Origin of the sequence: Sulfolobus tengchongensis (assembly GCF_036967215.1) — an archaeon.
GTDB lineage: Archaea > Thermoproteota > Thermoprotei_A > Sulfolobales > Sulfolobaceae > Saccharolobus > Saccharolobus tengchongensis_A.
In genome coordinates, this window is the sequence record NZ_CP146016.1 from 1,521,502 (window position 1) to 1,536,203 (window position 14,702).

The 14,702-nt window shown below is 34.3% G+C and carries 16 protein-coding genes; 9 read left to right on the forward strand and 7 right to left on the reverse strand.

Annotated features, from left to right (window positions below; translation table 11 throughout):
* Positions 1-90 precede the first annotated feature (90 nt).
* From acs to V6M85_RS07280, 4 genes are all read left to right on the forward strand, one after another.
* Positions 91-2,091: an acetate--CoA ligase gene (gene acs, locus V6M85_RS07265; protein ID WP_338598374.1), complete on the forward strand. Its 2,001-nt coding sequence runs from the start codon at positions 91-93 to the stop codon at positions 2,089-2,091.
* Positions 2,092-2,142: 51 nt separating this feature from the next.
* Entirely contained in the window at positions 2,143-2,556 is a 414-nt protein-coding gene (locus V6M85_RS07270; RefSeq protein ID WP_338598376.1) for a PaaI family thioesterase, read from the forward strand.
* Between the two features lie 63 nt (positions 2,557-2,619).
* Positions 2,620-4,020, forward strand: a complete 1,401-nt coding sequence (locus V6M85_RS07275) for a selenium-binding family protein (protein ID WP_338598378.1) — start codon at positions 2,620-2,622, stop codon at positions 4,018-4,020.
* Positions 3,989-4,549, forward strand: coding sequence for a hypothetical protein (locus V6M85_RS07280; RefSeq protein WP_338598379.1), 561 nt, complete (start codon positions 3,989-3,991; stop codon positions 4,547-4,549). The genes V6M85_RS07275 and V6M85_RS07280 overlap by 32 nt, the downstream gene beginning before the upstream one ends.
* Here the strand turns inward: V6M85_RS07280 and V6M85_RS07285 are convergent.
* Complete coding sequence (locus V6M85_RS07285) at positions 4,530-4,715, reverse strand: hypothetical protein (protein ID WP_338598381.1); 186 nt, start codon at positions 4,713-4,715, stop codon at positions 4,530-4,532. The two genes, V6M85_RS07280 and V6M85_RS07285, sit on opposite strands and share 20 nt — an antisense overlap.
* A gap of 33 nt (positions 4,716-4,748) precedes the next feature.
* On the opposite strand from V6M85_RS07285, the gene V6M85_RS07290 reads away from it, so the two are divergent.
* The gene (locus V6M85_RS07290; RefSeq protein WP_338598383.1) at positions 4,749-5,162 is read left to right on the forward strand and encodes a hypothetical protein; all 414 of its coding nucleotides are present in this window, start codon (positions 4,749-4,751) and stop codon (positions 5,160-5,162) included.
* 139 nt (positions 5,163-5,301) lie between these two features.
* Here V6M85_RS07290 and V6M85_RS07295 read toward each other — a convergent pair whose 3' ends face one another.
* The 6 genes from V6M85_RS07295 to V6M85_RS07320 all read right to left on the reverse strand — a co-directional run bounded on the left by V6M85_RS07295 (position 5,302) and on the right by V6M85_RS07320 (position 11,293).
* On the reverse strand, positions 5,302-6,435 hold the full coding sequence (locus V6M85_RS07295; RefSeq protein WP_338598385.1) for an MFS transporter: 1,134 nt from the start codon (positions 6,433-6,435) through the stop codon (positions 5,302-5,304).
* 364 nt (positions 6,436-6,799) lie between these two features.
* Entirely contained in the window at positions 6,800-7,840 is a 1,041-nt protein-coding gene (locus V6M85_RS07300; RefSeq protein ID WP_338598387.1) for a DUF5808 domain-containing protein, read from the reverse strand.
* A complete protein-coding gene (locus V6M85_RS07305) occupies positions 7,837-8,199 on the reverse strand; it encodes a GntR family transcriptional regulator (RefSeq protein WP_338598389.1) in 363 nt (120 codons plus the stop codon). Before V6M85_RS07305 ends, V6M85_RS07300 begins: the two co-directional genes overlap by 4 nt.
* A gap of 282 nt (positions 8,200-8,481) precedes the next feature.
* Positions 8,482-9,363 carry a hypothetical protein gene (locus V6M85_RS07310; protein ID WP_338598391.1) on the reverse strand — a complete coding sequence of 294 codons (882 nt, stop codon included), beginning with the start codon at positions 9,361-9,363 and terminating at the stop codon, positions 8,482-8,484.
* 47 nt (positions 9,364-9,410) lie between these two features.
* Positions 9,411-10,817, reverse strand: coding sequence for an NAD(P)/FAD-dependent oxidoreductase (locus tag V6M85_RS07315; protein WP_338598392.1), 1,407 nt, complete (start codon positions 10,815-10,817; stop codon positions 9,411-9,413).
* Positions 10,817-11,293, reverse strand: coding sequence for a sterol desaturase family protein (locus V6M85_RS07320; protein WP_338598393.1), 477 nt, complete (start codon positions 11,291-11,293; stop codon positions 10,817-10,819). The genes V6M85_RS07315 and V6M85_RS07320 overlap by 1 nt, the downstream gene beginning before the upstream one ends.
* 154 nt (positions 11,294-11,447) lie before the next feature.
* On the opposite strand from V6M85_RS07320, the gene V6M85_RS07325 reads away from it, so the two are divergent.
* From V6M85_RS07325 to V6M85_RS07340, 4 genes are all read left to right on the forward strand, one after another.
* Positions 11,448-12,311 carry a phytoene/squalene synthase family protein gene (locus tag V6M85_RS07325; protein ID WP_422398055.1) on the forward strand — a complete coding sequence of 288 codons (864 nt, stop codon included), beginning with the start codon at positions 11,448-11,450 and terminating at the stop codon, positions 12,309-12,311.
* Positions 12,272-12,991, forward strand: a complete 720-nt coding sequence (locus V6M85_RS07330; RefSeq protein WP_338598395.1) for a lycopene cyclase domain-containing protein — start codon at positions 12,272-12,274, stop codon at positions 12,989-12,991. The genes V6M85_RS07325 and V6M85_RS07330 overlap by 40 nt, the downstream gene beginning before the upstream one ends.
* 295 nt (positions 12,992-13,286) lie before the next feature.
* Complete coding sequence (locus V6M85_RS07335; protein ID WP_338598397.1) at positions 13,287-13,886, forward strand: DUF432 domain-containing protein; 600 nt, start codon at positions 13,287-13,289, stop codon at positions 13,884-13,886.
* 2 nt (positions 13,887-13,888) lie between these two features.
* Positions 13,889-14,692 (forward strand): mechanosensitive ion channel family protein, encoded by an 804-nt coding sequence (locus tag V6M85_RS07340; protein ID WP_338598399.1) that lies wholly within the window; start codon positions 13,889-13,891, stop codon positions 14,690-14,692.
* Positions 14,693-14,702: the final 10 nt, after the last annotated feature.

A 14,702-nucleotide genomic window follows, 5' to 3' on the forward strand; every position in this document is an offset into this window, starting at 1 on the left:
TATCATATATAATTATACGTTACTTATAAACTTTATTACATTTAATCATCTCATAAATACTTATAAACTTAAAACACTTATTTATTGTGTATGTCAGTAACGTGGGCTTTACCTTTTGATCAAAAAATAACACCAAAATTAAACGTCAATAAGGTAGTAAGCATAAATACTTACAAGGAGATTCACAGTCAAACTGTTAAGGACTATAAACAGTTCTGGTCATCAGTTGCGTCAGAGCTAGATTGGTTCAAACCTTGGGAGAAGCCATTAGATGATACTAACCCACCGTTTTATAAATGGTTTGTTGGCGGGGAAATTAACGCATCTTACCTAGCAGTTGACAGACATGCTAAAAGCTGGAGAAAGAATAAAGTTGCAATAATATGGGAGGGAGAACCAACAGATGAAAAAGGCAATCCCAAAGAAATAAGAAAACTTACTTATTATGATTTATATAGAGAAGTTAATAGAGTAGCATATCTCCTCAAACAGAAATATGGACTAAAGAAAGGTGATGCTATAGCTATTTATTTACCAATGATACCAGAGTTACCCATATTTATGTTAGCTGCGGCTAGAATAGGAGTAGTGTTTACAGTTGTATTTTCTGGATTTAGTGCAGACGCCTTAGCTAATAGAATTAACGATGCTGAGGCTAAATTACTAGTAACTGCTGATGGAGGATGGAGAAGAGGAAAGGTGATAGATCTAAAGGGTATTGCGGACAAGGCATTAGAGAAAACTCCTACAGTAAAAGACGTAATAGTTGTTAGAAGAATAGGAAATAGGGTTAACATGGTAGAGGGGAGAGATAAGTACTTTGATGAGGTAATGAAAGATGTACCGCAGAACGCTTATGTAGAACCGGAGAGGATGAAATCAGAAGATCCACTATATATACTATACACCTCTGGTACTACAGGCAAGCCTAAGGGAATAGTTCATGACACTGGAGGTTATATGACACTACTGCATGCAACTATGAAATGGGTATTTGATGTTAGAGATGACGATATTTACTGGTGTACTGCAGATATTGGCTGGGTTACTGGTCATTCTTATATAGTGTTTGGCCCCCTAATGGAGGGAGTAACAGAAGTACTTTATGAGGGAGCATTAGACTATCCTCAACCCGATAGGTGGGTCTCAATTATCGAGAGATATGGGGTGACAATACTCTATACTTCACCTACTGCAATAAGGAGCTTTATGAAGTTTGGTGACAATTGGGTTAAGGCTCATAATGTATCCACTGTGAGGCTAATGCACTCCGTCGGAGAGCCAATTAACCCTGAGGCTTGGGAATGGTTATGGAAGTTAGTGGGAAGAGAGGAAGTACCTTTTGGTAGCACTTGGTGGATGACTGAAACTGGAGGTATTATGATTTCTCATTTACCAGGCTTATACTTAGTTCCTATGAAACCTGGTACCAATGGACCACCAATACTAGGTATAGATGCTGATGTGGTAAATGAAGATGGAAAGCCAGTTAACCCAGAGGAAAGAGGTTATTTGGTCATCAAGAATCCTTGGCCAGGAATGCCACTAACAATCTATAAGGATCCAGAAAGATATGTGAAAGTATATTGGAGTAGATTCCCAGGGATGTTCTATGCAGGTGATTACGCTGTTAAAGATAAGGATGGATATTTCTGGATATTAGGAAGAGCAGATGAGGTAATTAAGGTAGCAGGGCACAGATTGGGTACATATGAATTAGAATCCGCCTTAATTGAACATCCTGCAGTTGCTGAGGCTGCTGTAGTAGGTGTTCCAGACCCAGTTAAAGGAGAGGTACCTTATGCTTTTGTGATACTAAGACAAGGTTATAGTCCTAGTCCGCAATTAACTCAAGAAATATTGAAGACTGTAAGAGAGAAGGTAGGCCCAATTGCGACAATAGATAAGGTATTCTTTGTAGGGAAATTACCTAAGACTAGAAGCGGAAAGATAATGAGGAGAGTAGTTAAGGCTGTTGCAACTAAGGCTGAAATAGGAGACGTAACTACATTAGAAGATGAGGCATCCGTTGACGAGGTTAAGAAAGCACTTGAGGAGTTTAAGGCTGAGTTCGAAAAGGTAAACAAGTAAGTTTGGTATTAAAAGTAAAATTTTTTTCTTATTCCCCCATCTATCCAATCTATGGATATTCAAAAGTTATTTGAAGAGAATGACCATGTATTTAAATATATAGGTGCGACAATTCTAGAAATGAAAGAGGGATACGCGAAGTTACAAATACCTTATAGGATTGAGTTATGTAGAAGAGGAAATGTTCTGAATGGTGGAATAATAATGACATCTATGGATTTTGCAGGTGGTTTAGCAACTATGACAGTAAACGATGGTATAGATCAAGTAACGCAAGAGCTGAAGGTTAACTTCTTAGAACCCATGTACAAAGGTCCCTTTATAGTTGAAGGTAAGGTAATAAGAAGAGGTAAAACTACTGTGGTAGTCGAAATTACTTTTAAAGATGCTGATGGTAGAATTGGTGCAATTGGGTTAGGAACCTGGTATATATTGAGAGATAAGAAAGTGAGTATTGGTAAGTAATAATACTTTATCTTTGCACAAATAATAAAATTTAATAATGTTTGGTTACAAACATAATTATAAATGGCTTTACCATCAGTTTTCGCCCCATTTAAGAGAGACCCAACGTTCTATCCGTCTCCTAAAATGGCAATGAAGTCTAGCCCAGAGGATTTAGCTTATGTAGCGTGTTTATATACTGGAACTGGAATAAATAGGGCCGACTTTATTGCGGTAATTGACGTTAATCCAAATTCAGAAACGTATTCTAAAATAGTTCATAAGGTGGAATTACCTTATACTAACGATGAACTCCACCATTTTGGGTGGAATGCTTGTAGCTCAGCATTATGCCCTAATGGAAGACCGAATGCGGAAAGAAGATTTTTAGTAGTACCGGGTCTCAGATCTTCAAGGATTTACATAATTGATACTAAACTAAACCCTAGAGAACCTAATATAGTCAAAATTATTGAACCAGAAGAGGTAAAGAAGATTTCAGGTTACAGTAGACTACATACAGTACATTGTGGTCCAGATGCGATCTACATTAGCGCATTAGGTAATGAGGTTGGAGAGGGGCCTGGCGGTATTTTAATGCTTGATCATTACAGTTTTGAACCATTAGGTAAATGGGAAATATATAGAGGAGATCAATATTTAGCTTACGATTTTTGGTGGAATTTACCAAATGAAATAATGGTAACAAGCGAATGGGCAGTTCCAAATACTATTGAAAATGGACTTAAACTAGAACATCTTAAGGACAAATATGGTAATAGAATACATTTCTGGGATTTGAGAAAAAGGAAGAAAATTGCTAGTGTAGTTCTTGGTGACGAGAATAGAATGGCATTAGAGTTAAGGCCACTTCACGATCCTACAAAGTTAATGGGGTTCATAAACATGGTAGTCAGCTTGAAGGATTTAAGTAGTTCAATTTGGTTATGGTTTTATGAAGATGGAAAGTGGAATGCAGAAAAGGTTATCGAGATACCCGCTGAACCAACTGAAGGTGGTTTACCAGATATACTAAAGCCATTCAAAGCCGTCCCGCCATTAGTTACTGATATTGATCTGAGCCTAGATGATAAGTTCTTGTACGTAAGCCTCTGGGGAATAGGAGAGGTTAGACAATACGATGTAAGTAATCCCTTTAAACCTATCCTTACTGGGAAAGTTAAATTAGGTGGAATATTACATAGAGCTGAACATCCTTCCGGACGTAAGTTAACTGGAGCTCCACAAATGTTAGAGATTAGTAGAGATGGTAAGCGAGTCTATGTAACTAACTCACTATATAGTACGTGGGATAATCAATTCTATCCAGAGGGATTAAAGGGATGGATGGTTAAATTGAATGCTAATCCAGAAGGAGGATTAGATGTGGATAAAGAGTTCTTTGTGGATTTTGGAGAAGCTAGGTCACATCAAGTGAGATTAAGGGGTGGAGATGCTTCTTCCGATTCTTATTGCTACCCTTAGCATAGGCTTAATAGAAGGGCTAGATCCCTATAAGGGATTACTTTTTTCATACTACTTTCATGCCTTCAATAAAATTAGGGAATCCTATCTGATACCAATTCTAACTGCTCTTACGTACTATTTAGTGGGTACATTAGCAGTATTAACTATTAACGTCAATTATAATGGACTGACTGGAACACTGATAGCTTCGTTGCTGATTACTCATATACTAATAAAGATCTTAATGGGCAAAATTCTACATTACCCTGGCAATATGAGACCAAGAATTATAAACGTTATTGTGTGGTCACTCGTTAATTCAATAATCCAAATGAACATGATAGTCCTTTTGGCTCTTTCTCTATTTTCTAAACTAAACCTTGTATTGATAATACTGACTGCTATTATATCGAGAGAATCTATTTTTCTAATATCAATAAAATATAACAGAAAAATTCTATTAACGTTAACTAACTATAATTTCGACTACTTTTACTCTATTGTAATTGCCTTTTTATGTGTTGTAATTATTCTACCTCTATTGTGACATTCTTGTCGTTATTAAATAGTTCATGTAAAGCTATCCATATTCTGGCTTTATCACAATATCTGTTACTTTTTACGAGAATTCTTGTATTTTTATTATCACTATAAATTTCCACTTTAGCATTTGGGTCATATTTCTTAACTATCTCCTTAATGGTATCCAGCATAATATATAATAAACCATGAGAGATTTTAAGGTTATGATAAACAAGAAAGGAATAATAATAATGACGGTGTTTTCGATTATATATGCTATTCTCGAATTAGGAATGAGATGGGATCCTTCTTCCATGTCGAACGCACCAGCTTGGATGAAAAGCGTTTTCACACAGACAGTTTCACTTTATTTTTATAGGATACTTTATATTTTGATTTTCTCTTTTCCTTCATATTTGGCTTCAAGTAAACTTATTTCAATTGATACAATCTGGTACTTGATATACGGCTCAGTAGCAGAAGACGCGATATATTGGATTTTAGATTTGAGAATACCCTATTCTTGGGCATGGTTTTACCCCGTATATTATGGAATACCAATTGATGACGTAATAGGGTTAGTTGCTCTATTCATAATAATTAAGTACAAGGAATTGAGGAGGAAAATATGGAGATAGTGGTTAGATATTTTATTATTAAAAAATAATAAATACAATATAAAGTGAAACCTAGATATATTCTGTTTCTTGAAGTAAAAACGTACTTTTAGGAGTTTGATGAATGGAATAATAGCACTAATTCTACAAAGAGTCAATCTCATATCACGTTCTTTATCTTCTTCAAGAATATATAGTATAAGACGGATGAGATGAAACCGAAAGACGATATTATACCCCATAATATTGTAGGCGTGTAAATGTAATAGCTCATCAATTCGCTGATTAATGAAGAACCAATTATCCTACCTATTCCAGTAACCATGCTATATAGACCCATCTGCCTTCCTCTAGACCTTTGGCTAGCCAATGAATTCGCTATTGCTTGGGAAAGAGGAGTTACTATCATTTCCGCAATTGTTATAACAACGATATCTAATGAGGCTAAGTAAAAATTAGTTACTAAGGCTATACTAAAGTAACCTAAACCATATATTATCATTCCTATTGAAATTAGCTTAATTCTCTTGTTTATAAACCTACCCATGAGATCTTGGAACGCTACTATCATAATTCCATTTATAGCGAATAATATTCCGACTTGAAATTCAGTAAAATGAAGTACTGTATTATAATATGTTAATATTCCAAAACCTAATTGACCTACTATTATAAACGTTAAAAAGGTAGGAATTAAGAACATCAGAAAGTCCCTATTTATATTAAAGCTAAGAATACTTCCCTCACCTTTAAAATCCGGTAAAAGCTTAATCAAAGGTATTGAAACTAAAATTATAACACTAGAGACGAGTAGTAATAGTCTAAATCCAAATGTGGTAAATATATAACCGCCAATTAATGGACCTACTGCCCAGCCTGCATTGATTCCGACCCTTTGTCTACTAAAAGCTTTAACTAAGTTATTAGCCCCCTTATATATATCACCTACTATTGCAGTGGAGGAAATGTTATAAACATTATTAAAATACGTCTGTAGTAGAATTAGTCCTGCTATAGGAATAGGGAGGTTAATTAAATACGCTAGAAATAATGCTAACGAGGATAAAATTATTGAAATAGTCATGGTGTTCTTTCTTCCCAGAAAGTCCGTTATAATCCCACCACTTATGGATCCGATAATATTTACTGAAGCTTGAATCAAGTAAAATATTGATACGAAATCTAACGAGAAGCCATATACTTTATACAATGCAAATCCAATGAAAGGCCATATCAGAGATCCGCCTAATGATCTAAAACCTCCTATAAGTGCAATCTTATTTATTTGATCCACTCCTATTTTACTTCTTAACAGCCAAATAAGCTTATTGTTAATAAAATAGTGTCAATTCAATAATTTACTTAAATTAATAATTAATTATTCTATCCGATTAAAATAAAGTTGATGATAATATGTTCAGTTTCCTTGCCTTGAGTGGTTTCCCGTAAAGGAGATGGAGAAGGATGATTGGGTAGTAATGACTTCGATGAACTTCAAGGATCGAGAGTTGAATACAAAGAGATTCAATGAGAGCCAAACCTTTTAATGAAAGTAGTATAAACCCAAATTGAGGCTCTTTTCTTAATTCATAAGCCATCAAGCCAAAGGAGAACACATCACTATTATTGGATATTAGGAAATAAAGTGGTATTAAATATCATTTCACCGCTATTACAACTATTAATAGAGCAAAGAAAATGATACTAAGAAAAATTAGTATCGATGTGATATGTCCGAAGTTTAAGGTATATCCTACACCGTTTCTCTTAGGAACCCATATTCTCGGATCTTTGGGGTTAACGTATATTATTCCTCCCTTCCAGTATTTATCGTCCATTAAGACACCTTCACTCACCTTAACTTCACCTAAATAGCTAGCACCCTCTACACCAATCCTTATTATTAAAGACGATATGAGGACAAACATCAATGAAAGAAATGTAGTAATGATGATTTCAAATTGATAAGAAGTTATTATGGTCCATACGAAGAGGGAAACTGAAGTGAAAGTTAAAGATACGAAAATACTAACAATTCCCAGTAAGATCATTATACCCTCTTTAAACTTCTTAAAGGCAACGTAGCTTTCCTTAGGATATGAGGGATTTACCAAATTACTGGTCCTCACTACTAATGTTCCCAGCAACGTGAAAAGAGTAAGAACTATGGCGTTAACTATTTCTACCCTATAGTAATTTAGGGGAGTCTTAAGAACGTATGAGACATATCCGTTTCCACTAACGTGATAAGGTATCAACTGTGGAGCGGAACTGTAAAACACTAAACCGAAGATCATGGTAGAAACGAAGATTATCCAAGCTACTGAAAGGGGAATTATAACGCTTCTGTTGATCTTTCTCTCAGTATCTACTATGAAATATCTAATTGTTATCGTTGGGAGTGTTCCTCTACTCTTAATTACGACCTTCCTCCAATAAATGACAATAATAATGAGTAGAATACTGTAAATTAAGACGGAGAAGAAACCCAAAAAGTAAGAGACTATAAGAGAAAGAGCTGTTACTCCTAAGAGCGATAGTCTATACCCTTTTATTATTTCCTTGCCTTTCTCTTTTTTAAAGTCCTCGGTAACCCTAGCTCCAATAAGCAAATCTGGTGGTTGTAATTTAGGCAGAAGCCAATAGTTTAAGAAGATGAATGCGAAAATTACGTAAAGTACAACATTAATGATTATCAAGTTCTCACCTCAGTTAGACTTTTTATGAACGAAATTAGCTCTTCCGTTTTGACCCCACTAGCAATTGCTCTATATACCGCTTCTTTCATCAATGTCTTCCATTTCTCATCCTTGATTTCAGTTTTAACTATAAACCTCTTCTTGTAAACCGTGACGAAACCTTCACTTTCAAGATATTTGTAAGCTTTTTCAACAGTTAACATATTAACGCCTATCATCGACGCTAACTCTCTTATGGATGGTAATGGATCTCCAGGCTTCAACATACCGAGGGCGATGAGCTCAATAATTTGATCAGCAATTTGTTCGTAGATTTGCTTCTTGGAGTTGAGATCAATCTTAACTGCTATATATGTCATATAACAAATATAACAATACGAGTTATAAAGTTTTTCTGGATTACTTGTTTTAGCGGATAAGTTTTGATATGAATAAAACTACTTCTATTAGTTTACTTTATGAGTTCTCAGACAAAGTTAGATCTCAAAGAAGAGTCTATGTAGAGTTATTAGATGAATCTCTTTATAAACTGAGAAATTTATGAATATCACTTCTAAATTTAACTATTCTAACTCATAATCTAAATCTTATAGGAGAACTTTAAAATTAACAATAAATTATCTATGTCAGAATAATGAGATTTATCTTATCTTAACTTTTTTATTTTCTATAAGATAATTTAAATATATTTCATTTACAAATATCCTAGCAAATCTAACTTCATCAAAACCTAAACTGGCTCCCTTTTTCTCCCTTAGTTTGAAATTTATTATCTCGTATCTAGACGTCATAGAAAGAACTACATCCTCATGAGAGTTTATGAAATTTGGGTCCATTAAGTTTTCCCTAGGCTTTACGATCATAAAGCTACCCGCATTTAGCACTCTAACTCCTTTTCCAGCTAAACTTGCCATAGGCCCTAACATTTTTTCGATAACTGTAATGTACTTTATACCTAGTCTAACCCTATGCTTTAGAAGTTCACCGTAAACTTTGGCTGGAGGAAGTTTTACAATGTTTCCGAATCTTCTCATGCCTTCTATGAACCAGGTATTGGGCTCTACAATTAATACGTTATAAGTATGATAGTCGGATTTGCTCGCCATAACTAAGTCAACATTCTTAGAGACTGTGCTTAACTCATTCCTTAATTTATTAACACTTTCCATCCATATCAAATCATCATTTGAAACTATTACCCATCGTGGACTGTACTGCATCGCGTATTTTACTCCAGCATTTACACTCCGTGCATAATTAAAAAACGGTCCTTTACTCTCTACATATATAATGTGTATCTCTTTATATAGGGCTTTTACTGTAGATGCTAGCTTCCCAGACGCATCAGCAGTGGGGATTACTGCAATAATTTCTTTATCTCCTTCAACTTCCTTAAATGTAATATCAGCTGATGGTCTTTTTAGCATCCAATTAAGAATATCATCTCTATTTGAAATAGAGTATAACTTATATAGATCATTAATATCACCTCCGAATAATTTTTCTATTTCTTCCGGTGACATTGAAACACCTTTTTACCAATCATGAAAATAAATCTCTTAACTAATTCTCACTCTTCCACAATTTTTCTATAAAGTATCATAGACGAGAGAGTAACCATGGGAACACCTATACCGGGTTGTGTATATTGACCTACATAATACAAATTTTTCAACTTTTTATTCTGCATGGGTGGCCTAAAAGGCCCCGTCTGAGTTAGTGTGTGAGCCAATCCAAATGCAGTACCCCTATAGGCATTATAATCAGTTTTAAAGTCAGCAGGGGTGTAAACTCTTAAATATTTTATTTCGAAATTGGAGTTAGTTTTTTCCTTAAAATCTTTTATTACGAAGTTTACATAATTTATAGCTTGATTATGAGTAATATTTTCATTGGGTGAAATTGGAATTAGAAATACTAAGTCTTTTCCTTCTAAAGTATCATCTGTCGCTTTTCTATAGCTTACGTAATAGGACATGTTATTGAGGTCTGGTAACATCCCATTATCTATTGAGTCGAAGTGGCTTCTCCACTCCCCGTTTATTACCACAGTGTGATGAGGAACATTAATACTACCTTCTGCTCCAATATATGCTAAGATCGCTGAGGGCGAAACTTTCTTATTACTCCAATAATTAACGTTTCTGAAATCATAGGGAAGAACTGACTCCGTGTAATGATAATCCATATTAGAAATAAATATATCTCCTTCTACGCATCTTTCATCATTTCCTACACAATTGACTTTATTCCCGTTTATCTTTATTTTACTAATATTAAATCCAAACTTAAACTCAACTCCAGTCTTTCTACATAGCTCAAATAAATTGGTCACGTATCCCGCAAATCCACCTTTAGGATAATAGACTCCTTTCCCAAATATTGCATAATTTACTATTGAATAGAAAGCGGGTATATTATAAGGAGATCCTCCTAGAAATACTGATGAAAATCCCATAGATTTTAACATTATATCAGTTTTAAAATACATCCTATTAAATTGGTCTAATGTGTATAAAATGGGAAATTTTTTCAGAGCCAATATTAATTCTCTATCTAAGAAATCAATTAAAGTAAGTTCTTTATAAAGAAATCTATTTAAGGCAACTTTATAAAGGTATCCAGTATCTAGTAAATATTGCTCTAGTGGTCCATCCTCATTACTGAGATCGGAAACGAACGTTATTGACTCATGTTCTCTTTCTAAAGGCTTTCCCTTTATAATCTTCACTTTTGGTTCAACCTCAGTTATGGGATAAGAAGATTCTCCTGCTTCATGAAAGAACGAGTTGAAAATTTCAGGCATTAAATACCAGGAAGGACCCATATCAAAGCTAAACTCCCCCACCTTAAACCATCTCGCTCTCCCACCTGGCTGGTTGAGTTTCTCTAAAACTAAAACCTCAAATCCTTTTTTAGCCAATAGTAAAGCTAATGATAGCCCACCTATTCCTGCCCCCATTATTATAGCTCTCATTAACGTTTCGCCTCAATATGTTCATATTCTAATGGAAGCTTGTCAATACCTCTAATTACAAAAAGAAATCCCCAATTTCCCTCACCATTAGCGTGATGTATATCGTGGGTTAGTATCAACAATCTAAAAGGTTCATGTTTTAGTCCCCATGATCTGAGATGAATATGCCTATCATGAATAATCATATCGTGAATAATGAAATATGATATCCCATACCCAGTTATACCTAGACCCGCATAGAAGAGTAAGGGATTATTGCTTATAAGTCCTTTTAGTAATAAAAATAACGCAACGATTGCAAAAACTAAACCAAAAAAGTCATTTTTCTCTATTTCACTCTGCTTATCTCTATGATGATCCTCGTGTATTTTCCAAAGTAATCCGTGCATTATATATTTATGAGTTAACCTGGCGATAAACTCCATTAATATGAAGAAGAAGGTAAACACGCCTATGTTCAATAAAACTTGTAGCATATGTAGAGCAATTACAGTCTGATTATAAATATATGAAAGAAAATTTTAAACAGTTAATTAAAAGGACTTTAGACGCTTCTCCTAAATACATATATTTAAAGTTATATTAAATGTAAGTTAACGACATTATTTATCATCCCCCATCCTGCAAAAAATGGGAAAAAATGTGATAAATGAGTACCTACTTAAGATCTTTAGAAAAGGAAGCGTAACGTATTACAACAGCTCTTTATTATTTCCGCGTAAGATTAGAGAAGATGTCACAAAACTCTATGCCTTCGTAAGAGTTTTCGATGATCTAGTTGATTCTATTCCACCTAAAGTGGATGAGTTTTATAAGCTAAGAAGGATGTATGAGAAGGAAAGAGACGGCATTAAAACGGGAAATCTCGTCTTAAGCAATTTTGTAGAACTTCAGGAGAGAAAATCGTTTAGAGAGGAGTGGGTTGAGTCCTTTTTAGATTCGATGGAAAGCGACATTTACAAGCATTATTACTATACTATAGATGAAACTCTTAAATACATGTACGGCTCAGCAGAAGTTGTAGGACTATTTATGCTGAAAATACTTGATTTACCAGAGGAATCTTCAAAGTACGCTATGCTCTTAGGTAGAAGTATGCAGTACCTAAATTTTATTAGAGATGTCAAAGAAGATCTTCAACTTGGGAGGCAGTATCTACCAATTTCTGAAATGGAGAAATTCGGTATTAAAACGTTAGAGGAATGTAACCAAGGATTTAAAGAGTATATTAGGTTTCAGATAAAGAGGTACTTCGAATTTCAGTCCAACGCGGAAAAGGGATTTAAGTACATACCTCCTAGATTCCTAATACCGATAAAAACAGCATCAGACATGTATAAGTGGACTGCATCGGTTATATGGCGAAATCCGTGTATAGTTCAGCATTTAAAAGTGAGACCTAGAAGAGAAAAGGTCCTTTTAGTTGGCGTTAAAAACGGTATTGGCGTATATTTATGGAGATTACTTTCTTTCTTCCTAGGTTTGCCTATTTAGAAATAGATTCGCTTATATTCTTTCCCACACTCTTAATCTCCTTAGTTTTCTTGAGGGGGAAAAGAAATTATTTAGCTTTACTTAAATCTATTTTATTGGTTGATCCATTTTACTTGTTATGGGACTTCATAGCGACATGGAAGGACTCGTGGAGTTTTAACCCTCAGTATGTTATGGGAATATACGTAATAGATCTGCCTATAGAAGAAATAATATTCTTTTTAGTTACTCCATTTGCTACACTTACGATATATGACTTTATGAGAGATAGGATAGCCAAGAATATTTTTATAAAACATAGCGAGAATGATAGAATTATTAAGACCGAGTTAATATTGTCATCATTATTTTTATTAACAGTGGGATTTATTATCCTGCCATCTCATTCCTATACAGCTATTGATCTAATCTATTTATCGTCGTTTCTATTACTTTCCTCATTTCAAAATCCACATATTTTTGCATCAAAATATTTTTGGGAATTTATGGGGCTTACATATATTCCTTTCTTTATATTTGACTTTTTCTTAACATATTTACCAGTCGTAATATATGGGCCTAGAAGCATATTAGGCATAAGGGTTATAAGTATACCTATAGAGGATTTTATTTATTCTTTCTCTATGATAGGATTTTATTTAATTTTCTATATTTATTTTTCAGAAAAAATAACCTCTTAGGAGCTTAAAAATAAACGCTTTCTATCAGGCTACTTCGTCATCGCTCTAAGAATAAAAGTAAAAAACCTCGTACGATAAGGCACCTTACTCTTAGATTAGCGGAAGACGAGCAATACGAGGTTCATAAAAGTTATTGGATTAATGCGTTATGCCTAAGTTTCTCGATTTATAGCCAAATTATTTTGAAAATGAGTTTCATAGTATCGTATAACCTTAAGTTAGATGTAGAGGTTAATAGGAGTATGTAAAAACAGTCTAGCGTTAGCTTATTAAGATCAAAAGAGCATTACTATATGTGTATACTTACGAAGAAAATGGCAAGAAGATACTTGTCCCTGATGGCATGTCAATTATTAAATTACCTGTTGTTAGTATCAACACGTCAGTGACAAATTTCTTTGGTGTAGTAATGGAAACTCAACTAGTGATCAAACCAGAATCGGAAATCTCCTTCTATGTAGAAATTCCATTGGATTTAGGGATATTTGTAACCGATGGAAAAAGGTACAGACAGATGTTTGTGGAGGAAAGGTTTCCGAAAAAATACTCACTTTATGGATCTATTCAAAATGGTTTAATTTACAGATATTGGGTATCAAAAGTATATGAAGAGCCGAGAGATCTAGAAAATAACTTAGCTCTGACGAAAGTTGAGGTCAAAAATGAAGATGCCACAATTGGAGACATTAGGCTTATAATATTTGACGTAAGGTACTTTTCACTCTTTGAATATAACAACAAGATAGTTGGAGAAACATTGCGTGTTGAAAGATTAAAAAAGGGTTTGGCTTTAGTTAAGTCTACAAACAGACCTACCATAAATGGAGCTAGGTTGATGCCTCATACACCATTAGATGTAATAGGTAAGTATGTCGAAATGGAAGAGGGTACGTGAAATTGGAATTCCCACTTATTTATTTGGAAGCTATAATTATTATAGTTATTTCTGTGATTATAGCTAAATTCTTATCAACTATTATTAGGAGAAGACTTCACGGAGAACTCCCAGTTCATGTAATACGCAATTTGACTAATGGAGTCTACTACATAATAATTGCGATAGGAGTAGGAGTCGCAATCGGTATATCCGGTATAAACATAACAAGTATTTTAGTTGCAGGCGGTGTTGTAGGTATAATTTTAGGTTTAGCGCTTCAAAGCACTCTATCCAACTTCTTTGCCGGTATTCTAATAATAACTGAGAGACCGTTTAAAATCGGAGATTTCATAAACTACCAAAATACTATAGGAGTAGTAGTGGATATAGGCCTTCTTTCTACAAAACTCTACTCATGGGAAGGATATTATGTTAGAGTGCCAAACAGTATATTATTTACGTCATTGTTAATTAATTACAGCAATTCGAGAGCTAGACTAGTCAGGGTCCAATTCACAGTATTTCAAGAGATTGATGTACAGAAAGTAATAAATGCAATTAAAGTTAAGCTTGACCAACAGCCATACGTTCTAGTAGAACCACAGTCTGTAGTTTTTGTCTTAGGATTTACTGAAAATGGGATAACGTTGGAGGCTAGAGCTTGGGCACCTCAATCCTTGTGGTTTGATTTATATTCTAATATGCCGAAAATAATTGATGATACTTTAAAAGAACTTGGAATAACATATGCCTACAAGAAAGTAATAGTTGAAAACGATAATATGGCAGATAAACTAATGGCAGACAATAGCAATAAATTGTAGAAAATACATA

Bases quoted from the DNA above. Each gene is read 5' to 3' on its own strand.
- V6M85_RS07315 (WP_338598392.1), bottom strand. From the start codon at position 10,817: ATGAGAGCTATAATAATGGGGGCAGGAATAGGTGGGCTATCATTAGCT.
- V6M85_RS07310 (WP_338598391.1), bottom strand. From the start codon at position 9,363: ATGTCACCGGAAGAAATAGAAAAATTATTCGGAGGTGATATTAATGAT.
- V6M85_RS07320 (WP_338598393.1), bottom strand. From the start codon at position 11,293: ATGCTACAAGTTTTATTGAACATAGGCGTGTTTACCTTCTTCTTCATA.
- V6M85_RS07330 (WP_338598395.1), top strand. From the start codon at position 12,272: ATGGAGATTACTTTCTTTCTTCCTAGGTTTGCCTATTTAGAAATAGAT.
- acs (WP_338598374.1), top strand. From the start codon at position 91: ATGTCAGTAACGTGGGCTTTACCTTTTGATCAAAAAATAACACCAAAA.
- V6M85_RS07275 (WP_338598378.1), top strand. From the start codon at position 2,620: ATGGCTTTACCATCAGTTTTCGCCCCATTTAAGAGAGACCCAACGTTC.
- V6M85_RS07290 (WP_338598383.1), top strand. From the start codon at position 4,749: ATGATAAACAAGAAAGGAATAATAATAATGACGGTGTTTTCGATTATA.
- V6M85_RS07285 (WP_338598381.1), bottom strand. From the start codon at position 4,715: ATGCTGGATACCATTAAGGAGATAGTTAAGAAATATGACCCAAATGCT.
- V6M85_RS07270 (WP_338598376.1), top strand. From the start codon at position 2,143: ATGGATATTCAAAAGTTATTTGAAGAGAATGACCATGTATTTAAATAT.
- V6M85_RS07305 (WP_338598389.1), bottom strand. From the start codon at position 8,199: ATGACATATATAGCAGTTAAGATTGATCTCAACTCCAAGAAGCAAATC.
- V6M85_RS07325 (WP_422398055.1), top strand. From the start codon at position 11,448: ATGGGAAAAAATGTGATAAATGAGTACCTACTTAAGATCTTTAGAAAA.
- V6M85_RS07280 (WP_338598379.1), top strand. From the start codon at position 3,989: ATGCTTCTTCCGATTCTTATTGCTACCCTTAGCATAGGCTTAATAGAA.